The organism is Paenibacillus sp. JNU01, assembly GCF_059130585.1.
On sequence record NZ_CP169723.1, the window covers coordinates 3,512,837 to 3,527,530 of the forward strand.

Annotated in this window: 16 protein-coding genes; 10 read left to right on the plus strand and 6 right to left on the minus strand. The window is 47.4% G+C overall.

The window, feature by feature from the left end; all coding sequences use genetic code 11:
- Positions 1-268: 268 nt before the first annotated feature.
- The 5 genes from NLBNIHML_RS15240 to NLBNIHML_RS15260 all read left to right on the plus strand — a co-directional run bounded on the left by NLBNIHML_RS15240 (position 269) and on the right by NLBNIHML_RS15260 (position 4,714).
- Complete coding sequence (locus tag NLBNIHML_RS15240; RefSeq protein WP_494352211.1) at positions 269-1,813, plus strand: FAD-dependent oxidoreductase; 1,545 nt, start codon at positions 269-271, stop codon at positions 1,811-1,813.
- Positions 1,814-2,105: 292 nt separating this feature from the next.
- Entirely contained in the window at positions 2,106-2,435 is a 330-nt protein-coding gene (locus tag NLBNIHML_RS15245; RefSeq protein WP_339257782.1) for a PadR family transcriptional regulator, read from the plus strand.
- Positions 2,428-3,021, plus strand: a complete 594-nt coding sequence (locus NLBNIHML_RS15250) for a DUF1700 domain-containing protein (protein WP_494352212.1) — start codon at positions 2,428-2,430, stop codon at positions 3,019-3,021. The genes NLBNIHML_RS15245 and NLBNIHML_RS15250 overlap by 8 nt, the downstream gene beginning before the upstream one ends.
- A complete protein-coding gene (locus tag NLBNIHML_RS15255; protein WP_494352213.1) occupies positions 3,018-3,917 on the plus strand; it encodes a DUF4097 family beta strand repeat-containing protein in 900 nt (299 codons plus the stop codon). Before NLBNIHML_RS15250 ends, NLBNIHML_RS15255 begins: the two co-directional genes overlap by 4 nt.
- Before the next feature lie 77 nt (positions 3,918-3,994).
- Positions 3,995-4,714 carry a 3-ketoacyl-ACP reductase gene (locus NLBNIHML_RS15260; RefSeq protein WP_339238429.1) on the plus strand — a complete coding sequence of 240 codons (720 nt, stop codon included), beginning with the start codon at positions 3,995-3,997 and terminating at the stop codon, positions 4,712-4,714.
- A 295-nt stretch (positions 4,715-5,009) separates the two neighbouring features.
- Here NLBNIHML_RS15260 and NLBNIHML_RS15265 read toward each other — a convergent pair whose 3' ends face one another.
- Positions 5,010-5,549, minus strand: a complete 540-nt coding sequence (locus NLBNIHML_RS15265) for a helix-turn-helix domain-containing protein (protein ID WP_339243225.1) — start codon at positions 5,547-5,549, stop codon at positions 5,010-5,012.
- 39 nt (positions 5,550-5,588) lie between these two features.
- Positions 5,589-5,870: a glyoxalase superfamily protein gene (locus NLBNIHML_RS15270; protein WP_494352214.1), complete on the minus strand. Its 282-nt coding sequence runs from the start codon at positions 5,868-5,870 to the stop codon at positions 5,589-5,591.
- Between the two features lie 283 nt (positions 5,871-6,153).
- On the opposite strand from NLBNIHML_RS15270, the gene NLBNIHML_RS15275 reads away from it, so the two are divergent.
- The 5 genes from NLBNIHML_RS15275 (at position 6,154) to NLBNIHML_RS15295 (ending at position 10,468) form a co-directional block, all read left to right on the plus strand.
- The gene (locus NLBNIHML_RS15275) at positions 6,154-6,828 is read left to right on the plus strand and encodes an alpha/beta hydrolase (RefSeq protein ID WP_342571286.1); all 675 of its coding nucleotides are present in this window, start codon (positions 6,154-6,156) and stop codon (positions 6,826-6,828) included.
- Complete coding sequence (locus NLBNIHML_RS15280; protein WP_339238433.1) at positions 6,828-7,598, plus strand: DODA-type extradiol aromatic ring-opening family dioxygenase; 771 nt, start codon at positions 6,828-6,830, stop codon at positions 7,596-7,598. The genes NLBNIHML_RS15275 and NLBNIHML_RS15280 overlap by 1 nt, the downstream gene beginning before the upstream one ends.
- A gap of 325 nt (positions 7,599-7,923) precedes the next feature.
- Entirely contained in the window at positions 7,924-8,520 is a 597-nt protein-coding gene (locus NLBNIHML_RS15285; protein WP_494352215.1) for an SMI1/KNR4 family protein, read from the plus strand.
- Positions 8,521-8,711: 191 nt separating this feature from the next.
- Positions 8,712-9,713 carry a cation diffusion facilitator family transporter gene (locus NLBNIHML_RS15290; RefSeq protein WP_339238437.1) on the plus strand — a complete coding sequence of 334 codons (1,002 nt, stop codon included), beginning with the start codon at positions 8,712-8,714 and terminating at the stop codon, positions 9,711-9,713.
- A 254-nt stretch (positions 9,714-9,967) separates the two neighbouring features.
- The gene (locus NLBNIHML_RS15295; protein WP_017691802.1) at positions 9,968-10,468 is read left to right on the plus strand and encodes a hypothetical protein; all 501 of its coding nucleotides are present in this window, start codon (positions 9,968-9,970) and stop codon (positions 10,466-10,468) included.
- A 293-nt stretch (positions 10,469-10,761) separates the two neighbouring features.
- On the opposite strand, the gene NLBNIHML_RS15300 is transcribed toward NLBNIHML_RS15295, so the two are convergent.
- Genes NLBNIHML_RS15300 through NLBNIHML_RS15315 form a run of 4 tightly spaced genes read right to left on the minus strand, consistent with a single transcriptional unit; the run spans position 10,762 to position 14,548 of the window.
- The gene (locus tag NLBNIHML_RS15300) at positions 10,762-11,835 is read right to left on the minus strand and encodes an ABC transporter substrate-binding protein (RefSeq protein WP_494352216.1); all 1,074 of its coding nucleotides are present in this window, start codon (positions 11,833-11,835) and stop codon (positions 10,762-10,764) included.
- Positions 11,832-12,641, minus strand: coding sequence for an ABC transporter permease (locus NLBNIHML_RS15305; RefSeq protein ID WP_062836831.1), 810 nt, complete (start codon positions 12,639-12,641; stop codon positions 11,832-11,834). Before NLBNIHML_RS15305 ends, NLBNIHML_RS15300 begins: the two co-directional genes overlap by 4 nt.
- A complete protein-coding gene (locus tag NLBNIHML_RS15310) occupies positions 12,616-13,449 on the minus strand; it encodes an ABC transporter permease (protein WP_017691799.1) in 834 nt (277 codons plus the stop codon). The genes NLBNIHML_RS15305 and NLBNIHML_RS15310 overlap by 26 nt, the downstream gene beginning before the upstream one ends.
- On the minus strand, positions 13,439-14,548 hold the full coding sequence (locus NLBNIHML_RS15315) for an ABC transporter ATP-binding protein (protein WP_494352217.1): 1,110 nt from the start codon (positions 14,546-14,548) through the stop codon (positions 13,439-13,441). The genes NLBNIHML_RS15310 and NLBNIHML_RS15315 overlap by 11 nt, the downstream gene beginning before the upstream one ends.
- Between the last annotated feature and the right edge of the window lie 146 nt (positions 14,549-14,694).

Consider the following 14,694-nt stretch of genomic DNA (forward strand, 5'->3'; position numbering starts at 1 on the left):
GATAGATTAACCCTTTTATAATCAACGTTTCCGGGTATATAATTCTATCTCCTTCCAAAAACTAAAACGATTTCGGTAATCCTATCATATAGCATGTTTAACAAAAAAAACAGAGGTCCTGCGCAGGAAATTGTGAACATCTCCTATGCAAAATCTGAACCGCACCGTTTTTTCCTGGCATAGTCTGGCAATCATGATTAAGAGTACAACGATGTGCACTGAACGATATGCGAATCAACCGAATGAAGATAAATAAGGAGGAAGACTAATGAGCGACAATCAGCATCCCAAGACGGGTCTGCCGCCCGTCCCCGAATCACTGTGGCGTGCTACGCATAAATTCAATGCCTATCCGAAACTGACCGAAGATATCACCGCCGATGTAGCGATTATCGGTGCCGGTATTGCAGGGATTACTACCGCTTATCTGTTGGCCCAGACGGGTATGCGTGTGGTCGTACTGGAGGCTGGAAAAGTGTTGGATGGCACGACCGGTCATACCACTGCCAAGGTATCTGCGCAGCACGGCGTCATATTTGATGAGATTATGCATCACTTCGGGCAAGAACAGGCCCGGATGTATTACGAAGGCAATGCCGAAGCCGCCAAATGGATGCGCAATCTGGTGAAGGAAAAACAGATTGATTGCCAATGGGCAGAGGAAGATGCCTACGTCTATATTCAATCAGAGGAAAACATCAAAAAACTGGAGATCGAGCTGACCGCCTATGGCAAACTCAATATCCCTGGTGAGTGGGTAGACCCGCTCCCTATTCCAGTTCCCGCCAGGGCAGGTATTCGCATGCCGGGTCAGGCACGCTTTGATCCGTTGGCCTATCTGCACTACTTGCTCGATTCCGCTGTGAAACAAGGGGTACAGATCTATGAGCATACGACGGTTACTGATGTAGAGGAAGATGCTTCACTGCATGTCAGAACTTATGGAGATGGCCCATCTGTTACGGCTGAACATGTCGTCGTAGCTTCTCATTTTCCTGTCTATGATCCAGGATTTTATTTCACACGATTACACGCAGAACGATCCTACGCCGTATTAGTCGAACCGGAGAAACCCTATGCTGGCGGCATGTACATCTCGGACGATACCCCATACCGATCTCTGCGTACTGTCCTTCATGATGGAAAAGAACTCATTCTCTTCGGGGGAGAAAATCACAAAACCGGACAAGGCATCTGTACCTTCGGTCATTATGAACGCCTCGAGCAGTTCGCGGCGGAGACATTTGGCATTCGCAACATTCCATATCGCTGGTCAGCCCAGGATCTGATCTCCATTGACAAGGTGCCTTACATCGGACCGATTACGGGAAGACATGAACGTGTCTACGTGGCGACCGGTTTTGCCAAATGGGGAATGACGACGGGTACAATGGCCGGGCATCTTCTCGCAGATCGCATCACCGGACGTGACAATCCTCATGCCGCTGTATTCGATCCGGCAAGATTCAAAGCTGACCCTGGCATGAAGCACTTTATTGTGGAAAATATGAATGTCGCCAAGGAATTGATCTCTGGCAAAGTGGGTATTGTGCACAAAAGCGTTAGCGATATTGGCGAAGATGAAGGAGCTGTCGTTCGTCATAATGGTAAACGGGCTGGCGCCTACAAGGACACCAGTGGCAAGCTGTTCCTGGTGGATACCACCTGCACTCACTTGGGGTGCGAAGTCGAATGGAACAAAGGCGAGCGTTCATGGGATTGCCCATGCCATGGTTCCCGCTTCAATTATGCAGGTCATGTAATTGAGGGCCCTGCTGTGGAAGATCTTAAAGTTCTGGACGCACAGGATTAACGTGTAGAGATTAACGATAAGTCACAGATACAAAAGTTCATCTCTCAGACCGGATCGGAATCCGCCTTCAGGCGGAAGCAACCGATCCGGTTTTTGCTTATGCTGAATGATAGCTAAACAAGCAGCTTCGGCTTGAGCATCAACATCCTACGAACAAATCAACGATATTTCAGGATACGGAACTATTTTGAAATCACTACCTTGCATTAAACAGTACTGAATGCTATGATGAATTCACCACTACTGAATAATAAACACTAGCGATAAATGAGGCTATTAAGGAGGAACCTGTGTGAATGTGAACATCCAGTTCAAAAAGGGAGTATTAGAGCTGTGCGTCCTGGTATTAATCAACCGCCAGGATCGGTATGGCTACGAACTGGCTCAGGCGGTCTCCAAACATATCGAAGTTGCTGAAGGTGCGCTGTATCCTTTGCTTCGCCGGCTTGTGAGTGACGGTTACTGCACCACCTACCTGCAAGAATCAAGTGAAGGTCCGCCGCGCAAGTATTACCGACTGTCCGATACAGGTCGCGACTACATGACGGCACTGACGACGGAGTGGAATGAATTTGTGCGCAATGTCGCAAATCTGATTGAGGAAGGAACTCACAATGAATAGACAACAATTTATGCAAGCCATGGAGATTCATCTACGGCCAATGGAACCGCAGGAACGAGCCGAATTGCTCGCAGATTATGATCAACATTTCGAGCTTGGACTCAGAGAAGGCAGACTGGAAGAAGAGATCGCTCGGGAACTGGGGCAGCCGGAAGAAATCGCCAAGGAAGCACTCGGTGATCGTTATGACATTCATACGCCAGGAACAGATGCATTCTATGCACCGACGTATCGCGAAATGCGGTCCCCCAGAAACAATACCAGAGCTACTCGCAACTTCTTCACCGCCGTTGGCCTGTTATTCCTGAATCTGATGCTAGGTATTCCACTTGGTCTTACTCTATGGTCAGTATGGCTTACGGTTGCCAGCCTATCCTTGCTGGTATTGGCTCCAGTGGCAGCAGTTGTGGACTTCGTATTCCTTGGCCAACTCGATAAAGCAGAGATTTTCGTTGCGATTGGCGCATTCGGTGTCGGCATTTGTTTTGCCATAGCATCGAAGTACGTTTTTAGAGCCTTCAAAAATATCACACTACAATACATTCAATGGAATAAAAACACGATGAAAGGAGATGTTGCCGCATGAGCACCAAAAAATGGCTTGCGCTCGCCGTGATCTGTATCGGAATAGGTTTGCTTGGAACATCCATCTATGGCGTTCAATTCGGGGATAAACGAGAACAGTATTCCAAACGATGGGATTTCAAAGCAGATGAATTGCAGAACATGATCATGAATGCTAATTTCAGTGCAGATATTGAATTTGTCGTAAGCCCGGATTCGAACGGATATATTGAAGTGGATGGCAAATGGGACCCTGCCGTAGTCAGAAGCTTCGAACAAGCCACTATATCCAAAGGCACCTTCCAACTGTCTCAGACAGAACGTGAACGATTGCAATTTTTCACCCTGTATTGGAATGATCAAGACTCCACAATAACGGTTGCCTTGCCTGAAGGACACCAATTAAATGAGGTTAAGCTGGACTCCTCTTCAAGTGACTGGGATCTGACCGGTCTAAATGCCAATCAGCTTGAGCTGAATAATACCTCAGGTTCCATACGTCTGGAAAACATCAGCGCACCCAAGATTGAACTTTCTCTAACTTCGGGCAACATTAACGCTTCCATGATTGATGGAGACATGACTGTAAAACAGACATCCGGAAGCTTCAAGGCAGATCAGATTGTGGGTCATGTAGACAGCAAAATTAAATCAGGAGATATTAAAATCACCGAATTAAACGGTGCAGCCGATGTTCAATTCACTTCAGGTAGTATTCATATTGAACAATCCCATTCCGCACCGATTAGTGCATCTGGAACATCAGGCGATATTTTCATTCAGGCTGCACCTGATTTTGAAGGAATCTATGATGCTAAGGCTACTTCCGGAGATGTAGATGTACCTGAATCGCCAATGGTGAGCCGGGAAGTGATTAAAGCCCGTACCTCTTCTGGCAGCATTGAGATTACCAAATAGTGATGAAGCAAATTTCCGAACTGTGGGTAATATAGTATAATCAAATGCCAGTCCAATTCTAAGGAGGAATTATCCACATGGAACTTAAAAATAAAACAGCTATCATCACAGGTGCCGGTAAAGGCATCGGTCGTGCCATCGCTGAAGCACTTGCCAAAGAAGGAGTGCACCTCGGCCTTATCGCTCGCACCGCTTCCGATCTTCAGGCTCTGCAGCAGTCTCTTAGTCAAGAATACGGTGTGAAAGTAACCAGTGCTGTGGCAGATATCTCAGACCGCACACAGGCGGAAGCCGCTGTGGCAGCCATCGAGATGGAACTCGGAGCGGTGGACATCCTGATTAATAATGCAGGCATCGGAAGCTTCGGTACATTGCTGGAAATGGACCCCGAAGAGTGGGAACGCATTCTGCATGTGAACGTTATGGGTACATATTACGTCACTCGTTCCGTGCTTCCAAGCATGATCAAGGAAAGTAGCGGCAGTATCATCAATATTGCTTCCACTGCAGGTGAGCGTGGGTTCGCTACAGGTTCGGCATACTGTGCATCCAAGTTTGCTCTACTCGGCATGACCGAATCTCTGATGCAGGAAGTGCGCAAGTCCAACATTCGTGTAACCGCATTGACACCAAGCACAGTTAATACGGAGCTTGCATCCAATGCCGGACTGAAAATTGGCGACGAAGACCGCATGATGCAAGCGGAAGATGTAGCTGAACTTGCACTCGCAACGCTCAAGCTGTCCGACCGTGTCTTCGTTAAAGCCGCAGGCATCTGGACAACGAATCCGCAATAAACAGAGGCTCTCTGACCTTTCTAAGGGATCTCTCGCACCTTATTGTGCTCTTTTGCAGGAAATGAGAAACGTAACGAATCTTAGCGACGTTATTTCGCCAGAAGTATGTGGAATGCAGTCAAATTACACACACAAGAGTGAAATAAAGCGTCTGAGATTCGTTACATCTCGATATCTGCTTAAAATCATCTAATAGGGCTCGCTCAGTTCGTTAGAAATATGAAAAAGGACGCCTCCCATTGTACATGTATGCATGTTCGCATGTTCATGACTAGGGAGTCGTCCTTTTTGCATTCTACAAATGATCCAAACCTAATTCCTTGGACACCGCAATGAGCACCACGGCGGGCTCCTCACCGATATTGGTTACTTCATGGGGCACGATCGCATTCCAGGTGAACGAATCACCCACTTCAAGAACTTCCACATCTTCGCATTGCTCCGCCCGAATCTTGCCCTGCAACACCAGATGGCTTTCTTCCCCCGCATGTTTGCTAACCCCTGTCGATGCGCCTGGCGGCAATTCTACAATGGACATGCGCATGGCGCCTTTGGCGGTAAGGTGCTGCACTTTGATCTGTCCACTACCGGCCGTCGTTTCCTTGCGTTCGTTTTTGCGTACCACGTTCATCCGTTGCTCCGGTGTCAACAGCAAGTAGGGAAGTGGCACTTCCAGATAATCCGCAATACTTTCAAGCGTAGCAATGGAAGGTGACGTTTTGTTATTTTCTACGTTGCTGATAAAACCTTTGGACAACCCCGTGCCCTCGCACATCTGCATGATCGTAATCTGTTTCTGTTTGCGGATTGTTCGAATAGCCAAGCCAATATCCATATTGCGTCCCTCCCCTTCTAATGATCTTCTTCAGGTTATTTATTCGGCGTGTGACTCAACAAATATAATTCGGTTGCCACACGGATCAGTCACGGTCATTTCTCTTGAATTCCAAGGTGTCTCCTCAATACCGGGTCTGGAATATGTGTACTCTTGCAAAATAAGCTTATCCCGTAATGCATCCACATTGTCTGTCTCCACGCGCAAGGCAGCACCAGGTGTGCAATCTCCATGATGTTCGGACAGATGAATCACGATGGAATCGAGCGAAACCTGCATGTACAAGGGCATATTCGGTTCGAATCGATGTTCCCAATCCAATTGGAAACCCAGGTATTCAAGGTAGAATAGGCACGATACTCTTCAACATCCGGATCACGTCCTCGGGAATAAATTATGACCATACGCAGCGACACTTCTTTTAGAGCTATTCAAGGTTTCTTATAAACAACATATATTCATCATACAAAAAAAGTATTGACCCTACAATCAAACCATGATAGATTTTGTTCATAAATAAGAATATTTATTTCATATTGGTGAACTTAATCATGCAGCATCAGAATAATATATGTAACTCAATCCTCATCAGGTGGTGTTTTCAATGAATTCTCCTTATATACATGAAGTCCGATTACCGTCTCATTACAATCCAGATCAACGTTATCCTGTGATTTTCGCCTTACATGGCATGGGATCAGATGAGCAAGATATGCTTCGTTTGATGGAGCCTATGCAGTCTGATTTTATTATCGTCGCCATCCGTGGGCCAATCGTTCAGGGTAGTGGTTATGCTTATTTTCAGATCAAAAGCATCGGCAATCCCATCCGTGAATTGTATGATGCCTCCGTGCTGGGACTGCAACAGTTGATTGTTGATCTGTCCGGCAAATATGCGATTGATCCCAAGCGGCGTTATATCGCCGGATTCAGTCAGGGTGCCATTATGGCAATGACCCTATCACTGATCATGGGAGATGCCATTAAAGGCATTGTAGCCATGAGTGGGTACATCCCGCAATTTGTGAAAGACGAGTACAAGCTGCAACCCGATTCGGAACTGTCTGTGTTTATCTCGCATGGGGATCAGGATCATCTATTCCCGCTGCAACTGGGCGAAGACAACGCCAATTTCTTCCGTCAACATACCCATCACGTCACGTATGTACCTTACAACGGTGGGCATCAAGTGACACCCGATCTATATCAACAATTCCAACAATGGCTCCGGATAGATGCAAATGTGACTACCGAAGACCCGAAAGGACTGAATTCATAATGATGCCATCCCTGTTTATTGCTCACGGTGCCCCATCACTGGCACTGGAGGAGAATGCGTACACCGAATTTTTACAGAAACTCGGACAGGAACTGCCAAAACCCAAAGCAATCGTATTGTTCTCTGCTCACTGGGAATCCACAACTCAGCTTGTATCCTCGGTAGCCAATTACGAAACCATCTATGATTTTGGCGGTTTCCAGCCCGAGCTGTACCAGATCAAATATCCGGCTCAAGGAAAGGCAGAAACCACTGCCGATGTAGAGCTGTTATTGCAAGAAGCCGGGATTCCAGTACAGACGGATGATGTCCGTGGCCTAGATCATGGCGCTTGGGTCGTTCTGCGCCTGCTCTACCCGGATGCGGATATTCCCGTAATTGCCTTGTCTGTGAATCGCTATCTGACAGGTGAGCAGCAATATCAGGTCGGACAGGCGCTCGCTTCCTTGCGTGAGCAAGACATTCTTGTCATTGGCAGCGGCGGAACCGTTCATAACCTGCGTCGATTGAACTGGGAAAGTAACGGCGTTGACCCGTGGGCATCCGAATTCGACAACTGGCTGCATGACAAGCTGGTGAGTTGGGATACGGAGTCTCTCTTCTCCTATGATAAATTGGCACCTTCAGCTCAAGCGGCCGTACCTACGCCGGAGCATTTTGTACCACTACTGCTCGCCATGGGTGCAGGTCATCAAAATAAGCGGGCATCGCTCCTGTTCAAAGCCTATCAGTATGGCAACCTGAGCTTGTCCTGTTGGAAATTTGATTAAAGAGGACGATGTGAAAAGCTAGTTTCATTTATATAGTTGATAAAAGTAAGCGTGGTTTACAGGGGATTGCCCCTGTAAACCATGCTTATTTGTTGTTAGGAGCGACTTTCATGAAAGCTGTACATCATTGATTGGGATGGAGCCAGGTGTGCTAATTACGCAACAACCACCTTAGAATAATGAGACCATTGTAGTATGTAAGCAAGGACTCCGGTTTCTTGTGTGCTTTTGCGGCTTATAACTATAATATGAGGTGAAATCAGGCAGAGTTTGCTCGCATAACACTCGCCATATTATTTGAATAGCTCATACGGAGGGGAAATGCATGCCAGAACAGCGTATATATGAATTGATGGATGAACTGGATATGTTGCTGGAGGAGAAGGTACAAGATGAGGAAAACCGGGAGCTCTTGGAGGCATATCGCCAGTTTGAAGGCGTGACGGATGAGCAGCTTGATGCGTTTGAGCTTGAACAAGGTATTCGATTGCCTGCTGATTTTCGTGCGTTTTATAAACGTAAAAATGGGAGCGGTTATGGCTTTCACGTCTTGTACCCAAGCCTTGAGAATGGACAGGAATCCGAGCCATTCTACCTGTTATCCCTGGAAAAGATTCAAAAGGAGCATTCCACACTGGTGGAGAACCGCATGGATGATTATTTTACCGAAGAAGAGATCCGTGAGCTCGATCCCCGAATCAAACCCTACCTTTTTCAGAAAAAATGGGTTACGTTTGGCATGCTCGGAGGTGGATCACTGTATCTGATGTTCGACTTTGATCCGACAGAAGAAGGTTCGTACGGGCAGATTATTATGTACATACATGATCCGGATTTTGTATATTACGTGGCTGGGACATTTACGGAATTGTTGGAACAGTCCAATCGGAATCTACGTGCCTTGGATGCCATTGAGTATTGACGGAGTGTAATTTACTTCAGCTGTAATCTTCACTTCCTATGGATTATATAAATCCATGATGATATGACCTTTTTTGCATAATGCTGGGATATGTCAAAGCGGTTATAATAACATTTAGTGGAAATGCACAACCTATGTAGATGAGAACTACCTTTTCTACACATTACATTGATCTGGGAGGAACATACGAAGTGGCTGAACAACCAAAGTCTGAGAGCTTTATGTCTCTCGTCAAAAAGGGGAACACCTCCTCCGCCGTCGCGATGGCAGGTAATGCTGTACTTGCTGTGTGCAAAGGGGGAGCTTTCCTATTCAGTGGCAGTGGCGCCATGTTCGCTTCGGCGATGCATTCACTCGCTGATGCCATTAACCAAGGGTTTGTCTTTGTCGGAAGTGTGTTATCCGAGAAAAAACCTACACGCCGCTTCCCAACCGGATTCGGACGGGTCATTAACATTTTTTGTATGATCGCTGTTATTGTTGTGACGATTATGGCCTATGAGACCATTCATGAAGGGATTCACTTGCTACAGCATCCTGCCGGTCATTCCGGGGGACTCTGGATTAATATCGGTGTGCTCGTCTTGAACATTCTGATTGATGGGGCCATTCTGATCAAAGCCATGAAGGAAATCTTAAAAGAAGCACGGGCACCCAAAGCCGCCGGATTGGCCCTGGTCCCTGCTGCCATCAAAAATGTTGGCCGTGCTGCGCCACCAACCCGTCTCGTATTCTACGAAGATGTTGTCGCTGTACTGGGTGCCACGCTCGCGTTAATCTCTGTCGTGGTCATTGCCTTAACCAATTTTGCATTGCTTGATGGCATTGTAACCACGATTATTGGATGCTTGATGATCGCTGTAGCCTTCCGTGTCGGTTACGATAATATGATCGGATTAATTGGTGTTGCGGCTCCGCAGGATATTGAGGACAAAGTATCCCAGACCATTCTGGCAGATACGCATGTTGCCGATATTCAGATGATGCGTATCATTCAGGAAGGCCGTTATTATCATGTGGAAGGTCTGATTGAGTTAACCAAAGGACTCAGCCTGGCGGATGCGGATGACATCAAATTCCGTATTCAGGAGAAACTGATGACGAACCCCGACATCGCCGACGCAGCCATCTCCATTATTGAAGATGACGGCGTGAACAGCTGGGGCAAGAAACATTCGGATGTGGTGAAATAACGAGCTTCGCTTTTGATAAAAAGAAAAACAGAACCCACTCTTCAACAGAGTGGGTTTTTAGCATGTTCAACTACACACTCACCTAGGGAGTATAGTTCCCCAAATTTACGTACCTAGACTTTGGTCTAGGTTCACTTTAACTCCAAAGACGGAGGATAGACATTTCCACTTCATGGTATGCTGTGAGTAACGAAAGTAATTGATCTACATACGACTGTTCGGAAATTGATCTTGTATTGAGAAGGGGAGATATTATGGCTAAACGTACGATCCTTGCGCCTGTTCTCATTTTGCTGGGCGTGTACCTGATTCTGAACCAGGGAGGTTCACTCGGTCCGGGTACGATCTTTGCGACCTTCTGGCCCACGTTATTCGTGATTCCACTAGGACTGTTCTTCCACTGGCTCTACTTCTCCATGATTGGCAGAGGGGTTGGACTGCTGGTTCCCGGTGGATTGTTGCTCACTGTGGGTATTGTCTGTCAGATCGCCATGCTGTTTAACAACTGGGGTACGATGTGGCCGGGCTTCATTCTGGCTGTAGCTGTGGGTTTGTTTGAACTCTACTGGTTCGGTGGCCGGAACAAATGGTTGCTGATCCCCATCAACATTCTGACGGTTATCTCGCTGCTGTTCTTCGCTGTGATGTCGATTGGCACGATGCTGAGCAGTTTGAGCTTTATCCAGCCTTTTGTAGCGATTGTACTGATTATGGGTGGGGCTTGGATCATGGTGGGTCGCAAAAAGCGCATGTAACCCTTTATTCGTTTCCACTTGATCACTGCGGTGACAGAACAACTTCGGATCGCTGCTATCCCCGGATTTTCCCCTTTACAATGGGAAAATCCGGGGATAAAGGCGAGCGCTTCGCTTCTTCAGTTTTTTCTGTCCCCTCCGTTAACGTGTGCACGAAAAAACATAACCTACGCTTTTGCTCTGAAGTAGGTAATATAAAAAGGGTAGCTGCTCGTCATTCAAGTGAAATGACGAGCAGCTACCCTTTTTGTCTTTTTTGAGGATCTAACGAACTGTGTACACGCTATTGGCGGTTATTTACTATGCATTTTAAACTCCAGGAACAGGTCATTATAATGCGAGAGCATTTTTTTACCCAGATTATCGTAGACCTCCAGCTTGCCTGTCAGTGTCTCGTCTGGATAGAAGCGCTCATCTTCGGAGATGTCCTCTGGCAGTAACTTCAGCGCCTCAGCGTTTGGCGTAGAGTACCCGACATACTCGGCATTGCGAGCGGCATGGTCGGGGTCCAACATGAAGTTGATAAACTGGTGTGCCCCTTCAATATTCGTCGCCGTCTTCGGAATAACCATGTTATCAAACCAGAGGTTCGAGCCTTCTTCCGGCACCATGTAATCAAGCTTGTCGTTCTCATCCATAATCTCCGACGCATCCCCGGACCATACAAGTCCAACTGCCGCTTCCTCGTTCGCAAGCAGCATCTTGATCTCGTCTCCCACAATTGCTCTGACGTTCGGCGTCAATGTAGACAGCTTCTTCAGTGCTTCTTGCAGATGGTCTTCGTTGGTATCGTTCAGGGAATACCCGAGACTGTTCAATCCCATACCAATGACTTCGCGTGCGCCATCAAGGAGCAGGATTTGATTTTTCAAACGTGGGTCCCACAAGTCATTCCAGCTATCAAACGTCAACCCGTCCACCAATTCAGGATTGTATACAATCCCCACCGTGCCCCAGAAATACGGGATGGAGTACTTGTTGCCTTCATCAAAGGACAAGTCCATGAATCGCGGATCAATGTTGTCCAGGTTGGTTAATTTGCTATGATCGAGTGGCACGAGCAGGTCTTCTTCTTTCATTTTGCTAATCGCATATTCAGAAGGAATCGCCACATCAAACGTAGTACCTCCCTGCTCAATCTTAGTCAGCATCGCTTCATTGGAGTCAAACGTCTGATAGATGACTTTAATGCCTGTCTCGTCCTCAAACTCCTTGAGCAGATCAGGATCGATATAATCGCCCCAGTTATAGATGGTCAGTGTGTTGCCGCCAGAATACCCCTGACTCTTGTTCAGATACGAAGCCAGGATCATAAGAGCAAAGGCGGCCGCAAAAACAAGCGCAAATGTCCGTACCAGTTGCTTCATGGTCGCAGCCCCTTTCCTCCAGGTGGTATCCGTGTTGCACGGCGGTTAATGAAGTAATATCCAACCACCAGCAGCACCGTGAGCAGGAATAACAGGGTAGATAACGCATTGATGGACAACGAAACGCCCTGCCTTGCTCTGGAGTATATCTCTACCGAGAGCGTGGAGTATCCATTACCCGTGACAAAGAATGTGACTGCAAAATCATCGAGCGAGTACGTCAAGGCCATGAAAAATCCGGCAAAAATACCTGGTTTCACGTATGGCAGCACCACACGCGTCAGAATCTGCCATGATCCAGCGCCCAGATCGCGCGCCGCATCCATCAGTGTTGGGCTCATCTCCTGCAGCTTCGGCAGTACCATGATGACGACAATCGGCACACTGAATGCGATATGAGACAGTAGGACCGAAGTGAAGCCCAGTTTGATGCCAATCATGGTGAACAGGATCAGGAATGAAGCACCAATGATGACATCCGGACTAACGATGAGCACGTTATTGAGTGACAGCAACGTATTCTTCGTCCGTTTGCGACGCACATGGTAGATCGCCAGTGCACCTGCTACACCAAGGATCGTTGAGATTGCTGATGACAGGAGCGCAATGATAAATGTATTCAGCACAATGATGAGCAGCCGTGTATCGGCGAACACCTCTCTGTACCATTCAAGCGTGAATCCTTCGAAGCTGCGCATATGACCGCCGCTGTTGAAGGAATAGAAGATCAGATACGCAATTGGTGCGTACAGAATGGCGAATACAACGGCCAGATAGACGTTAGACAGCTTTCCGTTTCTTCCCATTACGCACCTCCTTCTTGCCTGATCCGGTCAGGAACATAATAATCGCCATCGCAATAATCAAAAAGACGGCAATCGTTGACCCCATCCCCCAGTCCTGGGTGACGAGAAAATGCTGTTCAATCGCTGTTCCCAGCGTAATTACACGGTTTCCCGCAATCAGGCGGGTAATCATGAACAGAGACAGCGCAGGAATAAATACAGCCTGACAGCCTGATTTCACTCCGCTAATCGTCAGCGGAAAGATCACCCGGCGGAATGTCAGCCACGATGAGGCACCCAGATCACGCGCCGCGTAGATCAACGATGGATTCATCTCTTCCAGCGCATTGAAGATCGGCAGAATCATGAATGGAATGAAGATGTACACCGAGACAAAGATGAAACTGAAGTCGGTGAATAAAATCTGCTGTGTGCCAATTCCCACTACTTCAAGCAGAGAGTTGGTCAGACCATACGTTCCAAACAGGCCGATAAAGGCGTACGCTTTTAACAAAAGATTGATCCAGCTTGGCAGAATGATCAGCAACAACCACAGCTGCTTGTGCTTCGTCCGGGTTAGCATATACGCCGTTGGATACGAGATCAGCAGCGAGAACGCCGTAATCAGAAATGCATACCAGAACGAACTGAGCGTCATCTGCAAGTACACCGGCGTGAAGAACCGGGCGTAGTTGCCAAACGTGAAGTTACCCTCCACATCGAAGAACGAATAATAGATGACCAGCAGAACCGGCGCCACAACGAACAACACCATCCATAATACATATGGAATCAGATACGCATTGCGTGTGCTGGCCTTAGTCTGCATGAGCGGCCTCTTGATAAGCTTCGAGCCGTTTGTCGAACTCTTCTTCAGTCTCGTTAAAGCGCATGACGTGCACCGCTTCCGGGTCAAAATAGAGTCCAATCCGCGCGCCAACAACGGCTTTCTTCGTTGAATGAACAAGCCACTCATTGCCCGCATCGTCGTATGTGGATATTTCGTAATGCACCCCGCGGAATAACTGGGAGTCCACATTGACCTTGAGCTTGCCCTGTTCTTCGGTTGTAATCTCCAGATCCTCTGGGCGAATGACAATCTCTACCGGCTCGTCCGGCTGGAGACCCTGATCGACACACTCGTGCTGTGCACCAGCGAATTCCACCACAAAGTCCTGCTTCATTCTGCCCGATGCAATGTTCGATTCCCCAATAAAGTCCGCTACAAAACGGTTAATCGGCTCATCATAGATATCGTTCGGTGTACCGCTCTGTTGAATCACGCCGCCATTCAGGACAAAGATCTCATCCGACATCGCCAAGGCCTCTTCCTGATCATGCGTAACAAAGATAAACGTAATACCCAGTCGCTGTTGCAGCTCCCGCAATTCATACTGCATCTCGGTCCGCAGCTTCAGATCGAGTGCAGACAAAGGCTCGTCCAATAACAGGATTTCAGGCTCGTTCACAATTGCGCGTGCGATCGCAACACGCTGCCGTTGTCCGCCAGACATTTCGCCAATTTCACGGTTTTCATAACCGGACAGATTGACGAACTTGAGGGCTTCCAACACTTTGCTGCGAATTTCAGCCGTTTTCATCTTTTTGATTCGCAAACCAAAAGCTACGTTCTCAAATACATTCAGATGAGGAAATAACGCGTAATCCTGAAATACGGTGTTCACCTGCCGCTGGTGAGCAGGCACCCGGTTAATGAGCGCACCATTAAAATAAATACTGCCCTGAGTCGGCTCCGCAAAACCGGCAATCAGCCTCAATATCGTTGTTTTTCCGCAGCCCGATGGGCCAAGAAGCGTATAAAATTTACCCCGCTCAATCTCAAAGCTGACTGCCTTCAATACGGCTTCATCCTGATCGTATTGCTGAGTCACCGCTTCGAAGCGGATAATCGGTTGTTGTTCTGACATGCTTCACATCGCCCCCTTATACTTGAGGTACCTCTTTAATTCTGTACACTTTCGTTCATGCATCCTTATAGATAACCCATCTATTATATATGATTCAGGTATAACCGCAATGGTTTTGATGTAAACGCCGCGTGTCATTTTCTTCT